13 protein-coding genes are annotated in these 17,177 nt (G+C 65.5%); 8 read left to right on the top strand and 5 right to left on the bottom strand.

The window, feature by feature from the left end; translation table 11 throughout:
* Nucleotides 1-10: 10 nt before the first annotated feature.
* From HMPREF2581_RS28105 to HMPREF2581_RS28085, 5 genes are all read right to left on the bottom strand, one after another.
* A complete protein-coding gene (locus HMPREF2581_RS28105; RefSeq protein WP_003138460.1) occupies nucleotides 11-739 on the bottom strand; it encodes an IclR family transcriptional regulator in 729 nt (242 codons plus the stop codon).
* A gap of 158 nt (nucleotides 740-897) precedes the next feature.
* Entirely contained in the window at nucleotides 898-1,638 is a 741-nt protein-coding gene (locus tag HMPREF2581_RS28100; protein ID WP_003091453.1) for a YciK family oxidoreductase, read from the bottom strand.
* A gap of 64 nt (nucleotides 1,639-1,702) precedes the next feature.
* Nucleotides 1,703-2,383, bottom strand: a complete 681-nt coding sequence (gene mupP, locus HMPREF2581_RS28095) for an N-acetylmuramic acid 6-phosphate phosphatase MupP (protein ID WP_003119716.1) — start codon at nucleotides 2,381-2,383, stop codon at nucleotides 1,703-1,705.
* Nucleotides 2,380-3,078 carry a bifunctional 2-polyprenyl-6-hydroxyphenol methylase/3-demethylubiquinol 3-O-methyltransferase UbiG gene (ubiG, locus tag HMPREF2581_RS28090; protein WP_003091451.1) on the bottom strand — a complete coding sequence of 233 codons (699 nt, stop codon included), beginning with the start codon at nucleotides 3,076-3,078 and terminating at the stop codon, nucleotides 2,380-2,382. Before ubiG ends, mupP begins: the two co-directional genes overlap by 4 nt.
* 150 nt (nucleotides 3,079-3,228) lie before the next feature.
* Nucleotides 3,229-4,563 (bottom strand): TRZ/ATZ family hydrolase, encoded by a 1,335-nt coding sequence (locus HMPREF2581_RS28085; protein ID WP_003091450.1) that lies wholly within the window; start codon nucleotides 4,561-4,563, stop codon nucleotides 3,229-3,231.
* A gap of 109 nt (nucleotides 4,564-4,672) precedes the next feature.
* Here HMPREF2581_RS28085 and mtnA point away from each other — a divergent pair, with 109 nt between their 5' ends.
* The 8 genes from mtnA to rpsA all read left to right on the top strand — a co-directional run bounded on the left by mtnA (nucleotide 4,673) and on the right by rpsA (nucleotide 17,068).
* Nucleotides 4,673-5,749, top strand: coding sequence for an S-methyl-5-thioribose-1-phosphate isomerase (mtnA, locus tag HMPREF2581_RS28080; RefSeq protein ID WP_003091449.1), 1,077 nt, complete (start codon nucleotides 4,673-4,675; stop codon nucleotides 5,747-5,749).
* Between the two features lie 236 nt (nucleotides 5,750-5,985).
* Complete coding sequence (gene gyrA / locus HMPREF2581_RS28075; protein WP_003116419.1) at nucleotides 5,986-8,751, top strand: DNA gyrase subunit A; 2,766 nt, start codon at nucleotides 5,986-5,988, stop codon at nucleotides 8,749-8,751.
* An 87-nt stretch (nucleotides 8,752-8,838) separates the two neighbouring features.
* Nucleotides 8,839-9,924, top strand: coding sequence for a 3-phosphoserine/phosphohydroxythreonine transaminase (serC, locus tag HMPREF2581_RS28070; RefSeq protein WP_003111764.1), 1,086 nt, complete (start codon nucleotides 8,839-8,841; stop codon nucleotides 9,922-9,924).
* On the top strand, nucleotides 9,924-11,021 hold the full coding sequence (pheA, locus tag HMPREF2581_RS28065; protein ID WP_003091446.1) for a prephenate dehydratase: 1,098 nt from the start codon (nucleotides 9,924-9,926) through the stop codon (nucleotides 11,019-11,021). Before serC ends, pheA begins: the two co-directional genes overlap by 1 nt.
* A 68-nt stretch (nucleotides 11,022-11,089) precedes the next feature.
* A complete protein-coding gene (gene hisC / locus HMPREF2581_RS28060) occupies nucleotides 11,090-12,199 on the top strand; it encodes a histidinol-phosphate transaminase (RefSeq protein WP_003115433.1) in 1,110 nt (369 codons plus the stop codon).
* Complete coding sequence (locus HMPREF2581_RS28055; RefSeq protein WP_011666597.1) at nucleotides 12,192-14,432, top strand: bifunctional prephenate dehydrogenase/3-phosphoshikimate 1-carboxyvinyltransferase; 2,241 nt, start codon at nucleotides 12,192-12,194, stop codon at nucleotides 14,430-14,432. The genes hisC and HMPREF2581_RS28055 overlap by 8 nt, the downstream gene beginning before the upstream one ends.
* Complete coding sequence (gene cmk, locus HMPREF2581_RS28050) at nucleotides 14,432-15,121, top strand: (d)CMP kinase (protein WP_003106707.1); 690 nt, start codon at nucleotides 14,432-14,434, stop codon at nucleotides 15,119-15,121. The genes HMPREF2581_RS28055 and cmk overlap by 1 nt, the downstream gene beginning before the upstream one ends.
* A 267-nt stretch (nucleotides 15,122-15,388) precedes the next feature.
* Nucleotides 15,389-17,068, top strand: coding sequence for a 30S ribosomal protein S1 (rpsA, locus tag HMPREF2581_RS28045; protein ID WP_003091442.1), 1,680 nt, complete (start codon nucleotides 15,389-15,391; stop codon nucleotides 17,066-17,068).
* The last annotated feature ends 109 nt before the right edge of the window (nucleotides 17,069-17,177 follow it).

Here is a 17,177-nt window from a genome sequence, read left to right as displayed (position 1 = left end):
CTCCTGTTGGTCAGTCCAGCCGCGCGGAAAGTCGCGCGGCGGCGTCGAGGGTCCATTGCCGCAAGCGTTCGCTGCGCGACTGGGCGCGCAAGGCGGGGGCCATCAGGCTGAGGGCGCCGTGCAGGCGCTGGCGGCTGTCCAGCAGCGGTACGCTGATGCCCCAGACGCCTTCGTCGATCTCGCCCTGGCTGACGGCGTAGCCCTGTTCGCGGATCAGCCGGAGTTCCTGCTCCAGCTTGTCGATACGCTCGGCGGAGAATTCCTGGGCGAGGTACAGCTCCTCGCGCCGTTCGTCCTCCAGGTGCGCCAGCAGGGCTTTGGCCGAGGCGCCATGCAACAGCGGCTGCGCCAGCCCTTTCTGGTAGCAGCAGCGCAGCGGCTGCGGACTGTCGAACAGTTCCAGGCAGATCGCCTGCTGGTTGCTGGCCACCATCAGCGCCACGCTCTCCTGGCTCAGGTCGGCCAGGCGCTTGAGTTCCGGTTTGGCGAGACCGATCAGCGAGGCCTCGCGATCGAATTTCTTCGCCAGTTGCAGGCAGGCCGGGCCGGGCAGGTAGCGGCCCTGGCCGGCCTGTTCTTCGGCCAGGCCCCAGCGCAACAGGGTCTTCAGGTGCCGGTAGGTGCTGCTCAGCGGCTGCTCCAGGGTCAGCGACAGCTCCTTGGCAGACAGGGCTTCGGGCGCCTGGCCAAGGGCAATGAGGATCTGCAGCAGGCGATCGGTGGGGGAATGCTTCGACATGGGAACTCCTTGACCCACAGGGTGAAGGCGATTTCCCGGAAAATGAAACCACTTTCCCACTCAGTGGGAAAAATATGTAAAAAGAATGGGAAGTTCCGGACGGGAAGAGGGAAGGGAAGGACAGGGCAGCCTCGCCGGGCGGCGAGGCTGCCGGGGAATCACTGGGCGTCGAAGGCCTGGCCGTTGACGCCGGCGCTGTCCGGCCCCATGAGGTACAGGTAGACCGGCATGATCTCCTCGCCGGTGGGGTTGTTCAGCGGGTTTTCCCCAGGGTAGGCGAGGGCGCGCATGCTGGTGCGGGTGGCGCCGGGGTTGACGCTGTTGGCGCGGATCGCGCTGGTACCGTCGAGTTCGTCGGCAAGGGTCTGCATCAGGCCCTCGGTGGCGAACTTCGATACCGAATAGGCGCCCCAGTAGGCGCGGCCCTTCCGGCCCACGCTGCTCGAGGTGAAGATGATCGAGGCGTCGCTGGAGAGCTTCATCAGCGGCAGCATGGCGGTGGTCAGCATGAACATGGCATTGACGTTCACCTGCATCACGCGCATGAAGTTCTCCCCGGAAATCTGTTGCATCGGCGAGCGCGGACCGAGGATCGAAGCGTTGTGCAGCAGGCCGTCGATGCGGCCGAACTCGTTCTCCAGGGTTGCCGCCAGTTCCTCGAACTGGTGCGGCTGGGCGGTCTCCAGGTTGAACGGGATCACGGCGGCCTGCGGATGGCCGGCGGCCTCGATGGCGTCGTAGACCTCGTTCAGGTACTCCTCGGTCTTGCCCAGCAGCAGCACGGTGGCGCCGTGGGCGGCGAAGGTCTTGGCGGCGGCGGCGCCGATGCCGCGGCCGGCGCCGGTGACCAGGATCACGCGGTCTTTCAGCAGGTCGGGGCGGGCGGAGTACTGGAACATGTCGAATCCTTTGAATGCATGACCCGCCTGGCGGCGGGTCGTTGTCTGTCGGCGGCGCTGCGGATCAGCAGTCGCAGAGCGCGCGGTCGAGAACGTCGATGAGTTCGCGCGGGTGGTCGACGATCACGTCGGCGCCCCAGTGCGCGGGGTTGTCTTCGGGGTGGATGTAGCCGTAGCGCACCGCCGCGGTCTTGGTTCCGGCGTCGCGGCCGGATTCGATGTCGCGCAGGTCGTCGCCGATGAACAGCACCCTCGACGGATCGATGCCGAGCTGGCTACAGGCCAGTAGCAGCGGCTCGGGATCGGGCTTGCTGCGGGTCACGTGGTCCGGGCAGACCAGCACCCTGGAACGCTCGGCGTAGCCCAGGCGCTGCATGATCGGTTCGGCGAAGCGCACCGGCTTGTTGGTCACCACGCCCCAGATCAACCCGGCTTTCTCGATCGCCGCAAGCAGTTCGGGGATGCCGTCGTAGGGCCGGCTGAGAACCGCGCAATGCTCCTGGTAGCGGTCGAGGAACTCCTGGCGCAGGGGTTCCAGTTCCGGGCTGTCCAGCGACAGGCCGAAGGCCGCGGCAACCATCGCGCGCGCGCCGCCGGAGACCACGTCGCGCACCCGTTGCTCGTCCACCGGCGGCAGGCCGTGGGCGGCACGCATGGCCTGGGTGATGGCGATGAAGTCCGGCGCCGTGTCGAGCAGGGTGCCATCCATGTCGAACAGTACCGCTTTGAGCCGCATGCGCTTCACGCCTCCCGCTGGGTCTGGACCATGTAGTTGACGTCGACGTCGTTGGCCAGCTTGTAGTGCTTGGTCAGCGGGTTGTAGGTCAGGCCGATGATGTCCTTGACCTCGAGACCGGCCTCGCGCGACCAGGCGCCGAGTTCCGACGGACGGATGAACTTGCGGAAATCGTGGGTCCCGCGCGGCAGCAACTGGAGGATGTACTCCGCGCCGATCACCGCAAACAGGTAGGCCTTGGGATTGCGGTTGATGGTCGAGAGGAAAACCTGTCCGCCCGGCTTGACCAGGCGGTGGCAGGCGCGGATCACCGAGGCCGGGTCCGGCACGTGTTCGAGCATCTCCAGGCAGGTGACCACGTCGAATTGCCCGGGCATTTCCTCGGCCATCTGCTCGGCGGTGATCTGCCGGTAGTCGACGGCGACGCCGGATTCCAGCTGGTGCAGGCGCGCCACCGCGAGCGGCGCTTCGCCCATGTCGATGCCGGTGACGTTGGCGCCGCGCTGGGCCATGGCTTCGCTGAGGATGCCGCCGCCGCAACCGATGTCGAGCACCTTCTTGCCGGCCAGGCCGGCGCGCTCGTCGATCCAGTTGACGCGCAGCGGGTTGATGTCGTGGAGCGGCTTGAACTCGCTCTCGCGGTCCCACCAGCGATGGGCCAGTGCCTCGAATTTGGCGATCTCGGCGTGGTCGACGTTGCTCATAATCGTTCCCGTTGAAGAGTGAAGCCTTTGGGGGAAGGGCCGCCGCGGCGGAATCCAATCCTTCATGTTGCCAGCTTTGGCAGAGGGATGGGGCCGGCGGCGGTTCGCCTTCCTATGTCAGTTTGTCGCAGCGGGCCGGCCCGCCGCGGTTCAGGACCTGTCGCTGGCGGCGATCTTCGCCCCCCATTCGCGGGCCCTGGCGATCAGGCGCTGTTCGTCGTGACGGAGCAGGCGGCCGTCGTCGAGGAGTTGCCTGCCGCCGACCCAGACATGCCGCACGCAGTCGCGGCCGCTGGCATAGATAAGTTGCGAAACCGGGTCGTAGACCGGTTGCTGGGCCAGGCCGGACAGGTCGAAGGCCACCAGGTCGGCGGCCTTGCCGGCTTCCAGGGAGCCGATCAGGCGCTCCAGGCCAAGCGCGCGGGCTCCGTTCAGGGTGGCCATGCGCAGCGCGCGGTGGGCGTCGAGGGCGGTGGCCTGGCCGTACACTGCCTTGGCCAGCAGCGCCGCGGTGCGGGTCTCGCCGAGCAGGTCGAGGTCGTTGTTGCTGGCCGCGCCGTCGGTGCCGATGGCCACGTTGACCCCGGCCTGCCAGAGCTTTTCCACCGGGCAGAAGCCGCTGGCCAGCTTGAGGTTGGATTCCGGGCAGTGGATCACCGAACTGTTGGTTTCCACCAGCATCGCCAGGTCGTCGTCGTCTACCTGGGTCATGTGCACCGCCTGGAAGCGCGGGCCGAGCAGGCCGAGGCGGTGCAGGCGGGCCAACGGGCGCTCGCCGTTGCGCTCCATGGCCTGCTCCACCTCGAAGGCGGTCTCGTGGACGTGCATCTGGATGCTGGCGTCGAGTTCCTCGGTGAGCACCAGGATCTGCTCCAGCTTGTCGTCGCTCACCGTATAAGGGGCGTGCGGGCCGAAGGCGATGCGGATGCGCGGGTGGTGCTTGAGGTCGTCGAACAGTGCCATGCCCTGGCGGATCGCCTCGGCGCTGTCGCGGGCGCCGGGGATCGGGAAGTCCAGCACCGGGATCGCCACCTGGGCGCGTACCCCGCTGTCATGGACCACGCCGCAGATGGCCTGTGGATAGAAGTACATGTCGGAGAAACAGGTGATGCCGCCCTTTACCTGTTCGGCGATGGCCAGCTCCGTGCCGTCGCGGATGAAGTCCTCGCTGACCCATTGGCCTTCGGCCGGCCAGATGTGGTCCTGCAGCCAGGTCATCAGCGGCAGGTCGTCGGCGAGACCGCGGAACAGACTCATTGCCGAATGGCCGTGGGCGTTGACCAGGCCGGGGGCGAGCAGCATGCCGGGCAATTCGCGGATTTCCGTGGCGCCATGGCGCATGGCCTGCTCGCGCGGCGCGACCAGGGCGATCTGGCCGTCGCGGATGCCCAGCGCGTGATCGCGCAGCACCACCCCGGCGGGCTCCACGGGGACGATCCAGGTCGGCAGCAGGAGGAGGTCGAAGGGGTTACGGACGTTGGGCATGGCGGCGCATCCTGGGCGCAGAGCGGGAAGCCGGAAGTATACCCGAGCGTCCGCGGCTGGGGCTCGTTATAATCCGCAGCTTTTCCGTGATTCAGCGAGAGGTGTGTGCATGCGAGAGCGACTGCTGGCGGCCGAGCGGGTCAAGGCGATCGAGTGGCGGGACGGTACGCTGCGGTTGCTGGATCAGCGCCTGCTGCCCCAGGAGGAGGTCTGGCTCGAACATGAGTCGGCGGCCGAGGTGGCCAAGGCCATTCGCGATATGGTCGTGCGCGGCGCGCCGGCCATCGGCATCAGCGCCGCCTACGGCATCGTCCTTGGCGCCCGCGCGCGCCTGGCGCAGGGCGGCGACTGGCGCGCCGCGCTGGAGGAGGACTTCCGCCTGCTGGCCGACTCGCGACCCACGGCGGTCAACCTGTTCTGGGCGCTGAACCGCATGCGCGACCGTCTGGAGCGAATGAAAGAGGGCGACCAGCCGCTGGCGGTGCTGGAAGCCGAGGCGATCTCCATCCATGAAAGCGACCGCGAGGCCAACCTGACCATGGCCCAGTTGGGCATGGAGCTGATCCGCAAGCAGCAGGGCAGCCCGCAGAACATCCTCACCCACTGCAATACCGGCGCCCTGGCGACCGGCGGGTTCGGCACCGCGCTGGGGGTGATCCGCGCCGCGCACCTGGAAGGCCTGGTCAATCGCATCTACGCCGACGAAACCCGGCCCTGGCTCCAGGGCTCGCGGCTGACCGCTTGGGAACTGGCCAACGAAGGCATCCCGGTCAGCCTGAACGTGGATTCGGCCGCCGCGCACCTGATGAAGACCGAGAACATCACCTGGGTCATCGTCGGCGCCGACCGCATCACCGCCAATGGCGATGTCGCCAACAAGATCGGCACCTACCAGTTGGCAGTCAACGCCATGCACCACGGCGTGCGCTTCATGGTGGTGGCGCCGAGTTCGACCATCGACATGAACCTGGAGAGCGGCGAGGACATCCCGATCGAAGAGCGCGACGGTCGCGAACTGCTGGAAATCGGCGGGCGACGGGTGGCGGCCGAGGTCGATGCCTACAATCCGGTATTCGACGTGACCCCGGCGGACCTTATCGATGCCATCGTGACCGAGCGTGGCGTCGTCGAGCGTCCCGACGCCGAGCGCATGGCCGCCCTGATGAGCCGCAAGCGCCTGCATTGAACGAGGCGACTGGAGGTCGTCCCCGCCAGGGCCTTTGCCTTGGGCTGGGGCGTGGGCTGTGGTAAGCTCCGACGGTTATTCGAGCGCCCCGCGGAGGGGCCTCGAGAGTGCGCGAATCCTTGACTCAAGTCGTTGATTTGTAGTGAGTTGGCGCTGCTCGGGCATGCGCCGACCTACTTCGTTTGCCTCAGGATCGAGGCGGCGAAGTTCCACCAGAAAAAGGAACCAGGCTTCTCATGGGCGAACTGGCCAAAGAAATTCTCCCGGTCAATATCGAAGACGAGCTGAAACAGTCCTATCTCGACTACGCGATGAGCGTGATCGTCGGGCGGGCCCTGCCGGATGCACGTGACGGCCTGAAGCCGGTGCACCGCCGTGTGCTTTATGCCATGAGCGAGCTGGGCAACGACTGGAACAAGCCCTACAAGAAATCCGCCCGTGTGGTCGGCGACGTGATCGGTAAGTACCACCCGCACGGCGACACCGCGGTCTACGACACCATCGTGCGCATGGCGCAGCCGTTCTCGCTGCGCTACATGCTGGTAGACGGCCAGGGCAACTTCGGTTCGGTGGACGGCGACAACGCCGCAGCCATGCGATACACCGAAGTGCGCATGGCCAAGCTGGCCCACGAACTGCTGGCGGACCTGGAAAAGGAAACCGTCGACTGGGTGCCCAACTACGATGGCACCGAGCAGATCCCGGCGGTCATGCCGACCAAGATTCCCAACCTGCTGGTCAACGGTTCCAGTGGTATCGCCGTGGGCATGGCGACCAACATCCCGCCGCACAACCTCGGCGAAGTGATCGACGGCTGCCTGGCGCTGATGGACAACCCCGACCTGACCGTCGATGAGCTGATGCAGTACATCCCCGGTCCGGACTTCCCCACCGCCGGCATCATCAACGGCCGCGCCGGGATCATCGAGGCCTACCGCACCGGTCGCGGGCGCATCTACATCCGCGCCCGTGCCGTCGTCGAGGAGATGGAGAAGGGCGGCGGTCGCGAGCAGATCATCATCACCGAGCTGCCGTACCAGTTGAACAAGGCGCGGTTGATCGAGAAGATCGCCGAGCTGGTGAAAGAGAAGAAGATCGAGGGTATTTCCGAGCTGCGCGACGAGTCCGACAAGGACGGCATGCGCGTGGTCATCGAGCTGCGTCGCGGCGAGGTGGGCGAGGTGGTCCTCAACAACCTCTATGCCCAGACCCAGCTGCAGAGCGTGTTCGGCATCAACGTGGTGGCCCTGGTCGACGGCCAGCCGCGCACGCTGAACCTGAAGGACATGCTCGAAGTGTTCGTCCGCCACCGCCGCGAAGTGGTGACCCGGCGTACCGTCTACGAGCTGCGCAAGGCCCGCGAGCGCGGGCACATCCTGGAAGGCCAGGCGGTCGCCCTGTCGAACATCGATCCGGTGATCGAGCTGATCAAGAGTTCGCCGACCCCGGCCGAGGCCAAGGAACGCCTGATCGCCACTGCCTGGGAGTCCAGCGCGGTGGAAGCGATGGTCGAGCGTGCCGGCGCCGACGCCTGTCGCCCGGAAGACCTGGATCCGCAGTACGGCCTGCGCGACGGCAAGTACTACCTGTCGCCGGAACAGGCCCAGGCGATCCTCGAGCTGCGCCTGCATCGCCTGACCGGCCTGGAGCACGAGAAGCTGCTCTCCGAATACCAGGAAATCCTCAACCTGATCGGCGAGCTGATCCGCATCCTGACCAACCCGGCGCGCCTGATGGAGGTGATCCGTGAGGAACTGGAAGCGGTCAAGGCCGAATTCGGCGATGCTCGCCGCACCGAGATCGTGGCTTCCCAGGTCGACCTGACCATCGCCGACCTGATCACCGAGGAAGACCGCGTGGTGACCATTTCCCACGGCGGCTACGCCAAGTCCCAGCCGCTGGCCGCCTACCAGGCGCAGCGTCGCGGCGGCAAAGGCAAGTCCGCCACCGGGATGAAGGACGAGGACTACATCGAACACCTGCTGGTGGCCAACAGCCATGCGACCCTCCTGCTGTTCTCCAGCAAGGGCAAGGTCTACTGGCTGCGTACCTTCGAGATTCCGGAGGCCTCGCGTACCGCGCGTGGCCGGCCGCTGGTGAACCTGCTGCCGCTGGACGAGGGCGAGCGGATCACCGCGATGTTGCAGATCGACCTGGAGGCGCTGCAGCAGAACGGCGGCGCCGATGACGACCTCGACGAAGCCGAAGGCGCGGTGCTCGAGGGCGAGGTGGTCGAGGCCGCCGAGGTCGAGGAAGTCGAGGGCGAGACCGCCGAGCTGGTGGCCGAGCCGACCGGCGCCTACATCTTCATGGCCACCGCCTTCGGTACCGTGAAGAAGACCCCGCTGGTGCAGTTCAGCCGTCCGCGCAGCAGCGGCCTGATCGCGCTCAAGCTGGAAGAGGGCGACACCCTGATCGCCGCCGCGATCACCGATGGCGCCAAGGAAGTCATGCTGTTCTCCAGCGCCGGCAAGGTGATCCGCTTCGCCGAGAGCGTGGTGCGCATCATGGGCCGCAACGCCCGCGGCGTACGCGGCATGCGCCTGGGCAAGGGGCAGCAACTGATCTCCATGCTGATTCCGGAGTCCGGGGCGCAGATCCTCACCGCCTCCGAGCGCGGCTTCGGCAAGCGTACCCCGCTGAGCAAGTTCCCGCGTCGCGGCCGTGGCGGCCAGGGGGTGATCGCCATGGTCACCAACGAGCGCAACGGCGCGCTGATCGCCGCGGTACAGGTCCAGGAAGGCGAGGAGATCATGCTGATTTCCGACCAGGGCACCCTGGTGCGGACGCGTGTCGACGAAGTCTCCCTGTCCGGCCGCAATACCCAGGGCGTAACCCTGATCAAGCTCGCCAGCGACGAGGTACTGGTCGGTCTGGAGCGTGTCCAGGAGCCGTCGGGCGGAGATGACGAGGACCTGCCCGAGGGCGAGGAAGCTGCCGAATCTCTGGGCGAGTCGGCCGAGTCCGAGCCCGCGGCGGAAGCGGAAGGCAACGAAGAGTAAGGCTCGGGGCGGGCGCCTGCGCCCGCCCGGCCGATGACGTCGGCGGATAACTCACGGCTATCCGCCCTACCTATAGCGAGAGTGGATGTGAGCAAGCGAGCCTTCAATTTCTGCGCCGGTCCCGCGGCGCTTCCCGACGCAGTTCTGCAACGTGCCCAGGCCGAGCTTCTCGACTGGCGGGGCAAGGGCCTTTCGGTCATGGAAATGAGCCACCGTAGCGACGACTACGTGGCCATCGCCAGCAAGGCCGAGCAGGACCTGCGCGACCTGCTCGACATTCCCTCGGACTACAAGGTGCTGTTCCTGCAGGGCGGCGCCAGCCAGCAGTTCGCCGAGATTCCGCTGAACCTGCTGCCCGAAGATGGCGTCGCCGACTATATCGATACCGGTATCTGGTCGAAGAAGGCCATCGAGGAGGCTCGTCGCTATGGCACCGTGAATGTCGCGGCCAGCGCCAAGGAGTACGACTACTTCGCCATTCCGGGTCAGAACGAGTGGACGCTGACCAAGGACGCGGCCTATGTGCACTACGCCTCCAACGAGACCATCGGCGGCCTCGAGTTCGACTGGATTCCCGAGACCGGCGACGTGCCGCTGGTCACCGACATGTCCTCCGATATCCTCTCGCGCCCGCTCGACGTGTCCCGCTTCGGCCTGATCTATGCCGGGGCGCAGAAGAACATCGGCCCGTCCGGCCTGGTGGTGGTGATCGTTCGCGAAGACCTGCTCGGCCGCGCCCGCAGCGTCTGCCCGACCATGCTCAACTACAAGATCGCCGCGGACAACGGTTCCATGTACAACACCCCGGCGACCTACTCCTGGTACCTGTCCGGCTTGGTCTTCGAATGGCTGAAGGAGCAGGGCGGGGTGACCGCGATGGAGCAGCGCAACCGCGCCAAGAAGGACCTGCTGTACAAGACCATCGATGCCAGCGACTTCTACACCAACCCGATCCAGCCGAGCGCCCGCTCCTGGATGAACGTGCCGTTCCGCCTGGCCGACGAGCGTCTCGACAAGCCGTTCCTGGAAGGCGCCGAGGCGCGCGGGCTGCTCAACCTGAAAGGCCACCGCTCGGTCGGCGGCATGCGCGCTTCCATCTACAACGCCCTTGGCCTGGACGCGGTCGAGGCGCTGGTCGCATACATGGCGGAGTTCGAGAAGGAGCACGGCTGATGGCGGACCAGGACCAGCTCAAGGCCTTGCGCTTGCGCATCGACAGCCTCGACGAGAAGTTGCTCGAGCTGATCAGCGAGCGTGCCCGTTGCGCCCAGGACGTGGCGCGAGTGAAGACCCAGACCCTGGGCGAGGGCGAGGCGCCGGTGTTCTACCGTCCCGAGCGCGAAGCCTGGGTGCTCAAGCACATCATGCAATTGAACAAGGGGCCGCTGGACAACGAAGAGGTCGCGCGGCTGTTCCGCGAGATCATGTCGTCCTGCCTGGCGCTCGAGCAGCCGCTGAAAGTGGCCTATCTCGGACCCGAGGGCACCTTTACCCAGGCTGCGGCACTCAAGCATTTCGGCAACGCGGTGATCAGCACGCCGATGGCGGCGATCGACGAGGTGTTCCGCGAGGTCGCCGCCGGCGCGGTGAACTTCGGCGTGGTGCCTGTGGAAAACTCCACCGAGGGGGCGGTCAACCATACCCTCGACAGCTTCCTCGAGCACGACATGGTGATCTGCGGCGAAGTCGAGCTGCGTATCCACCATCACCTGCTGGTCGGCGAAACCACCAAGACCGACAACATCACCCGGATCTATTCCCATGCCCAATCCCTCGCGCAATGTCGCAAGTGGCTGGACTCGCACTATCCGAGCGTCGAGCGGGTGGCGGTGTCGAGCAACGCCGACGCGGCCAAGCGGGTGAAGAGCGAGTGGAATTCGGCAGCGATCGCCGGTGACATGGCGGCCAGCCTGTACGACCTGAGCAAGCTGCACGAGAAGATCGAGGACCGCCCGGACAACTCCACGCGCTTCCTGATCATCGGCAACCAGGAGGTTCCGCCGACCGGCGACGACAAGACCTCGATCATCGTTTCCATGCGCAACAAGCCGGGAGCCCTGCACGAGCTGCTGGTACCGTTCCACAACAACGGTATCGACCTGACCCGCATCGAAACCCGTCCGTCGCGCAGCGGCAAATGGACCTACGTGTTCTTCATCGATTTCGTCGGCCACCATAAAGAACCGCTGATCAAGGACGTCCTGGAGAAGATCGGCCAGGAAGCCGTCGCCCTGAAGGTCCTGGGCTCCTATCCGAAAGCGGTGCTCTGAGCGCGCTGTCATTCCGAAGAGACGGGGCATCGATGAATGCCCCGTCCCGCGTCGAGGCTGAACTATCCATGTCCGATTTCCTTGCCCTGGCCCAGCCGGGGGTGCAAAAGCTGTCGCCCTACGTCCCTGGCAAGCCGGTGGACGAACTGGCCCGCGAGCTGGGCATCGACCCTGCGGCGATCGTCAAGCTCGCCAGCAACGAGAACCCGCTGGGTGCGAGCCCAAAGGCGCTGGAGGCTATCCGCGCCGAACTGGCGGAACTGACCCGTTATCCTGACGGCAACGGTTTCGAACTCAAGCGCAAGCTGGCCGAGCGTTGCGCGGTGGATGCGGCGCAGGTGACCCTGGGCAACGGCTCCAACGACATTCTCGACCTGGTCGCCCGTGCCTACCTCGCGCCTGGTCTGAACGCCGTGTTCAGCGAACATGCCTTCGCCGTCTACCCGATCGCCACCCAGGCCGTGGGCGCCGAGGGGCGGGCGGTCAAGGCGCGCGCCTGGGGGCATGACCTGGAAGCGATGCTCGCCGCCATCGATGGGCAAACTCGCGTGGTGTTCGTCGCCAACCCGAACAACCCGACCGGGACCTGGTTCGGTGCGGACGCCCTGGAGCGGTTCCTCGCCCAGGTGCCGGCGGAGGTGCTGGTGGTGCTGGACGAGGCCTATATCGAATACGCCGAGGGCGACGAGCTGCCCGATGGCCTGGACTACCTGGCGCGGCACCCCAACCTGCTGGTCTCGCGGACCTTCTCCAAGGCCTATGGCCTGGCTTCGCTGCGGGTCGGCTACGCGCTTTCGAGCAAGGCGGTGGCCGATGTGCTCAACCGCGTGCGCCAGCCGTTCAATGTCAATAGCCTGGCCCTGGCGGCTGCCTGCGCGGCGCTGGATGACCATGACTACCTGGCGCAGAGTCGCCGCCTAAACGATTCCGGCATGGCGCAGCTGGAGGATGGCTTCCACGCGTTGGGCCTGTCCTGGATTCCCTCGAAGGGCAACTTCATCGCCGTGGATCTGGCTCGCGATGCCGGTCCGGTCTACCAGGCGCTGCTGCGCGAAGGTGTGATCGTGCGTCCGGTGGCTGGCTACGGGATGCCGACCTTCCTGCGCGTCTCCATCGGGCTGCCGGAAGAGAACGATCGTTTCCTCCAGGCGCTGGGCAAGGTGCTGGCGCATGACTGAGGTCACGCCGCTGCAACAGTCGACCCCTAAGCTGGGCCGCCTGGTGGTGGTGGGGCTGGGCCTGATCGGCGGCTCCTTCGCCAAGGGGTTGCGGAGCAAAGGGTTGTTCCGCGAAGTGGTCGGCGTGGATCGGGATGCCGAGTCTTGCCGCCTGGCGGTGGAGCTCGGCGTGGTTGACCGTTGCGAGGAGGATCTTGGTCGCGCCTGCGTCGGCGCCGACGTGATCCAGCTGGCGGTGCCGATCCTGGCGATGGAGCGGGTGCTGGCCGACCTGGCGAAGCTCGACCTGGGCAAGGCTGTATTGACCGACGTTGGCAGCGCCAAGGGCAATATCGTGCGTGCCGCGCGTGCCGCGTTCGGCGGGATGCCGCGGTACCTGGTACCGGGGCATCCGATCGCGGGTTCCGAGCAGAGCGGAGTGACCGCGGCGAAGGCGACCCTGTTCCGCCGGCACAAGGTGATTCTCACGCCCTCCGCGGAGACCGATGCCGACGCGCTGGCGCTGGTCGACAGCCTGTGGCGCGCGCTGGGCGCGGACGTCGAGCACATGGAGGTCGAGCATCACGACGAGGTTCTGGCGGCCACCAGCCACCTGCCTCACCTGCTGGCCTTCACCCTGGTCGACTCCCTGGCCAAGCGCAGCGAGAACCTGGAGATCTTCCGCTATGCCGCCGGCGGTTTCCGTGATTTCACACGGATCGCCGGCAGCGACCCGGTGATGTGGCACGACATCTTTCTCGCCAATCGCGAGGCGGTGCTGCGTACACTGGATGTTTTTTGTGACGACCTCGACGCGCTGCGCGAGGCCGTCGACACTGGGGACGGGCACCAGTTGTTGGGCGTTTTCACGCGCGCCCGGGTAGCCCGTGAGCATTTCAGCAAAATCCTGGCCCGTCGGGCCTATGTGGACGCCATGCACAACAACGACCTGATTTATCTGGCCCAGCCGGGCGGCAGCCTGTCCGGAACCATCCGGGTACCGGGCGACAAGTCGATCTCCCATCGCTCGATCATGCTCGGCTCCCTGGCCGAAGGCACCACCGAAGTGGAGGGCTTCCTCGAGGGCGAGGACGCACTGGCAACCATCCAGGCGTTCCGCGACATGGGAGTGGTGATCGAGGGGCCGCAGAACGGCCGCGTCACCGTCCATGGCGTTGGCCTGCACGGCCTCAAGGCGCCGCCTGGGCCGATCTACCTGGGTAACTCCGGTACTTCCATGCGTCTGCTCAGCGGTCTGCTGGCGGCCCAGCCGTTCGACAGCACCCTGACCGGCGACGTTTCCCTTTCCAAGCGGCCGATGAATCGCGTAGCCAAGCCGTTGCGCGAGATGGGCGCGGTAATCGAGACGGGGCCGGAAGGCCGTCCGCCGATGACCATTCGCGGCGGCCAGCGCCTCACCGGTATGCATTACGACATGCCGATGGCCAGCGCCCAGGTGAAGTCCTGCCTGTTGCTCGCCGGGCTCTACGCCGCGGGTGAGACCTCGGTCACCGAGCCGGCGCCGACCCGCGACCACACCGAGCGCATGCTGCGCGGCTTCGGCTATCCGGTGGAGGTCGAGGGCAGCACCGCCAAGGTCGAATCCGGGCACAAGTTGAGCGCCACCCATATCGAGGTCCCGGCCGACATTTCCTCGGCAGCCTTCTTCCTGGTTGCCGCCAGTATCGCCGAGGGTTCGGAACTGGTCCTGCAGCACGTCGGCATCAACCCGACGCGCGTCGGCGTCATCGAGATCCTGCGCCTGATGGGTGGTGACCTGAGCCTGGAAAATCAGCGCGAGGTCGGCGGCGAGCCGGTCGCCGACATCCGCGTGCGCTCCGCGCGGCTCAAGGGCATCGACATTCCCGAGGACCTGGTGCCACTGGCCATCGACGAGTTCCCGGTACTCTTCGTGGCTGCCGCCTGCGCCGAGGGGCGCACCGTCCTGCGTGGCGCCGAAGAGCTGCGGGTCAAGGAGTCGGACCGTATCCAGGTCATGGCCGACGGCCTGAAGGCCCTGGGCGTGAAGGCCGAGCCGACCCCGGATGGCATCGTCATCGAGGGTGGTGCGTTCGGTGGCGGCGAAGTCTGGGCGCACGGCGACCACCGTATCGCCATGTCCTTCAGCGTCGCTTCGCTGCGCGCCAGCGGGCCGATCCGCATCCACGATTGCGCCAACGTCGCCACCTCCTTCCCCAACTTCCTCGCCCTGTGTGCCCAGACCGGTATCCGGGTCGCCGTGGAGAACAATTGATGAACGGCGCTGTACCGATGCTCGCCATCGATGGCCCCAGTGGCGCCGGCAAGGGCACGGTCGCCGGGCTGCTCGCCCGGCGCCTGGGCTGGAACCTGCTGGATTCCGGGGCGCTTTATCGGCTGTTGGCGTTCGCCGCGGTCAACCATGGTGTCGACCTGACCAATGAAGAGGCGCTGAAGGTCCTGGCTGCGCACCTCGATGTGCAGTTCGTCGCCGCCGATGGCAGCCATGGGCAGCGCATCATTCTCGAAGGCGAGGAAGTGACCGATGTGATCCGTACCGAGCAGGTCGGTGCCGGCGCTTCCCAGGTCGCGGCGCTGCCGGCCGTGCGCGATGCGCTGCTGCAGCGCCAGCGGGCGTTTCGCGAGGCTCCGGGACTGGTGGCCGACGGCCGCGACATGGGCACCGTGGTATTTCCCGATGCGCCTCTGAAGATCTTCCTCACCGCCTCGGCGGAGGAGCGTGCGCGTCGACGCTACCTGCAGTTGAAGGCGAAGGGCGCGGATGTCGACCAGTCTGCCTTGCTGGAAGAAATCCGCGAGCGCGACGAGCGCGACAGCCAGCGCGCGGTCGCGCCGCTGAAACCGGCCGATGACGCGATCCTGCTGGACTCCACCGAAATGAGCATCGAGGCGGTGGTCGAGACGATCATCCGGCACTGCGAGCGGCAGGGCTGGGACGTCTGAGGTTTCGGCGCGGGAATTGACGATACAGGGCCTGGTTGCTAATATTCCAGACCTTATGTTGTGGCGTTTTGCAGGTGCGGCGAGGGTTGCCTCCCGACTTGCCTGGCGCCATCGCAGAACAACCCAACTGGGCATTCCCATTCGGGAGTGCAATCAGAAGCTAGCAGGAAACCAGCAAATTGTCCTGCGGCTTCATTTAATGACTTGACCGCATTGGCTGGTGATGCGGAATCGGGCCCTTCCGGGCCTTTGACTACAGGTATGAACATGAGCGAAAGCTTCGCAGAACTCTTTGAAGAAAGTCTGAAATCCCTCGACATGCAGCCGGGTGCCATCATCACCGGCATCGTGGTCGACATCGATGGTGACTGGGTCACCGTCCATGCCGGTCTGAAATCCGAGGGCGTCATCCCGGTCGAGCAGTTCTACAACGAACAGGGCGAACTGACCATCAAGGTGGGTGACGAAGTCCACGTCGCACTGGACGCGGTAGAAGACGGCTTTGGCGAGACCAAGCTGTCCCGCGAGAAAGCCAAGCGCGCCGAGAGCTGGATTGTTCTGGAAGCGGCTTTCGCTGCCGACGAAGTGGTCAAGGGCGTCATCAACGGCAAGGTCAAGGGCGGTTTCACCGTCGACGTCAACGGCATCCGCGCGTTCCTGCCGGGTTCGCTGGTCGACGTGCGTCCGGTTCGCGACACCACCCACCTGGAAGGCAAAGAGCTCGAGTTCAAGGTCATCAAGCTCGACCAGAAGCGCAACAACGTTGTCGTTTCCCGCCGCAGCGTCCTGGAAGCCGAGAACAGCGCCGAGCGTGAAGCTCTGCTGGAATCGCTGCAGGAAGGCCAGCAGGTCAAGGGCATCGTCAAGAACCTCACCGACTACGGCGCATTCGTGGACCTGGGCGGCGTAGACGGCCTGCTGCACATCACCGACATGGCCTGGAAGCGCATCAAGCATCCGTCCGAGATCGTCAACGTTGGCGACGAGATCGACGTCAAGGTCCTGAAGTTCGACCGCGAGCGCAACCGTGTATCCCTGGGCCTGAAGCAACTGGGCGAAGACCCGTGGGTTGCCATCAAGGCGCGTTACCCGGAAGGCACCCGCGTCATGGCCCGCGTCACCAACCTCACCGACTACGGCTGCTTCGCCGAGCTGGAAGAGGGCGTGGAAGGCCTGGTACACGTCTCCGAAATGGACTGGACCAACAAGAACATCCATCCGTCGAAAGTCGTCCAGGTTGGCGACGAAGTGGAAGTTCAGGTTCTGGACATCGACGAAGAGCGTCGTCGTATCTCCCTGGGTATCAAGCAGTGCAAATCCAACCCGTGGGAAGACTTCTCCAGCCAGTTCAACAAGGGTGACCGTATCTCCGGTACCATCAAGTCGATCACCGACTTCGGTATCTTCATCGGTCTGGACGGCGGCATCGACGGCCTGGTCCACCTGTCCGACATCTCCTGGAACGAAGTCGGCGAAGAAGCCGTACGTCGCTTCAAGAAGGGCGACGAGCTGGAAACCGTCATCCTGTCGGTCGACCCGGAGCGCGAGCGCATCTCCCTGGGCATCAAGCAGCTGGAAGACGATCCGTTCTCCAACTACGCGTCCCTGCACGAGAAAGGCAGCATCGTCCGCGGTACCGTGAAGGAAGTCGACGCCAAAGGCGCTGTCATCAGCCTGGGCGACGACATCGAAGGTATCCTGAAGGCTTCCGAAATCAGCCGTGACCGCGTCGAAGACGCGCGCAACGTCCTGAAGGAAGGCGAGGAAGTCGAAGCCAAGATCATCAGCATCGACCGCAAGAGCCGCGTCATCAGCCTCTCCGTCAAGTCCAAGGACGTCGATGACGAGAAGGACGCAATGAAAGAACTGCGTAAGCAGGAAGTAGAAAGCGCTGGTCCGACCACCATCGGTGATCTGATCCGTGCTCAGATGGAGAATCAGGGCTAAGTCTCTGATCCATCATGAAAAAGGGCGGCCTAGGCCGCCCTTTTTCGTTTTCCCCTTCTTGGACCTGTTCAAAGACTGATCAGCATGCTAAAAGAGACCTGAGCTGATC

The sequence above is a fragment of the Pseudomonas sp. HMSC057H01 genome, assembly GCF_001836405.1.
In the GTDB taxonomy this organism is placed as follows: Bacteria; Pseudomonadota; Gammaproteobacteria; order Pseudomonadales; family Pseudomonadaceae; genus Pseudomonas; species Pseudomonas aeruginosa.
This window is presented reverse-complemented; position numbering and strand designations above follow the sequence as displayed.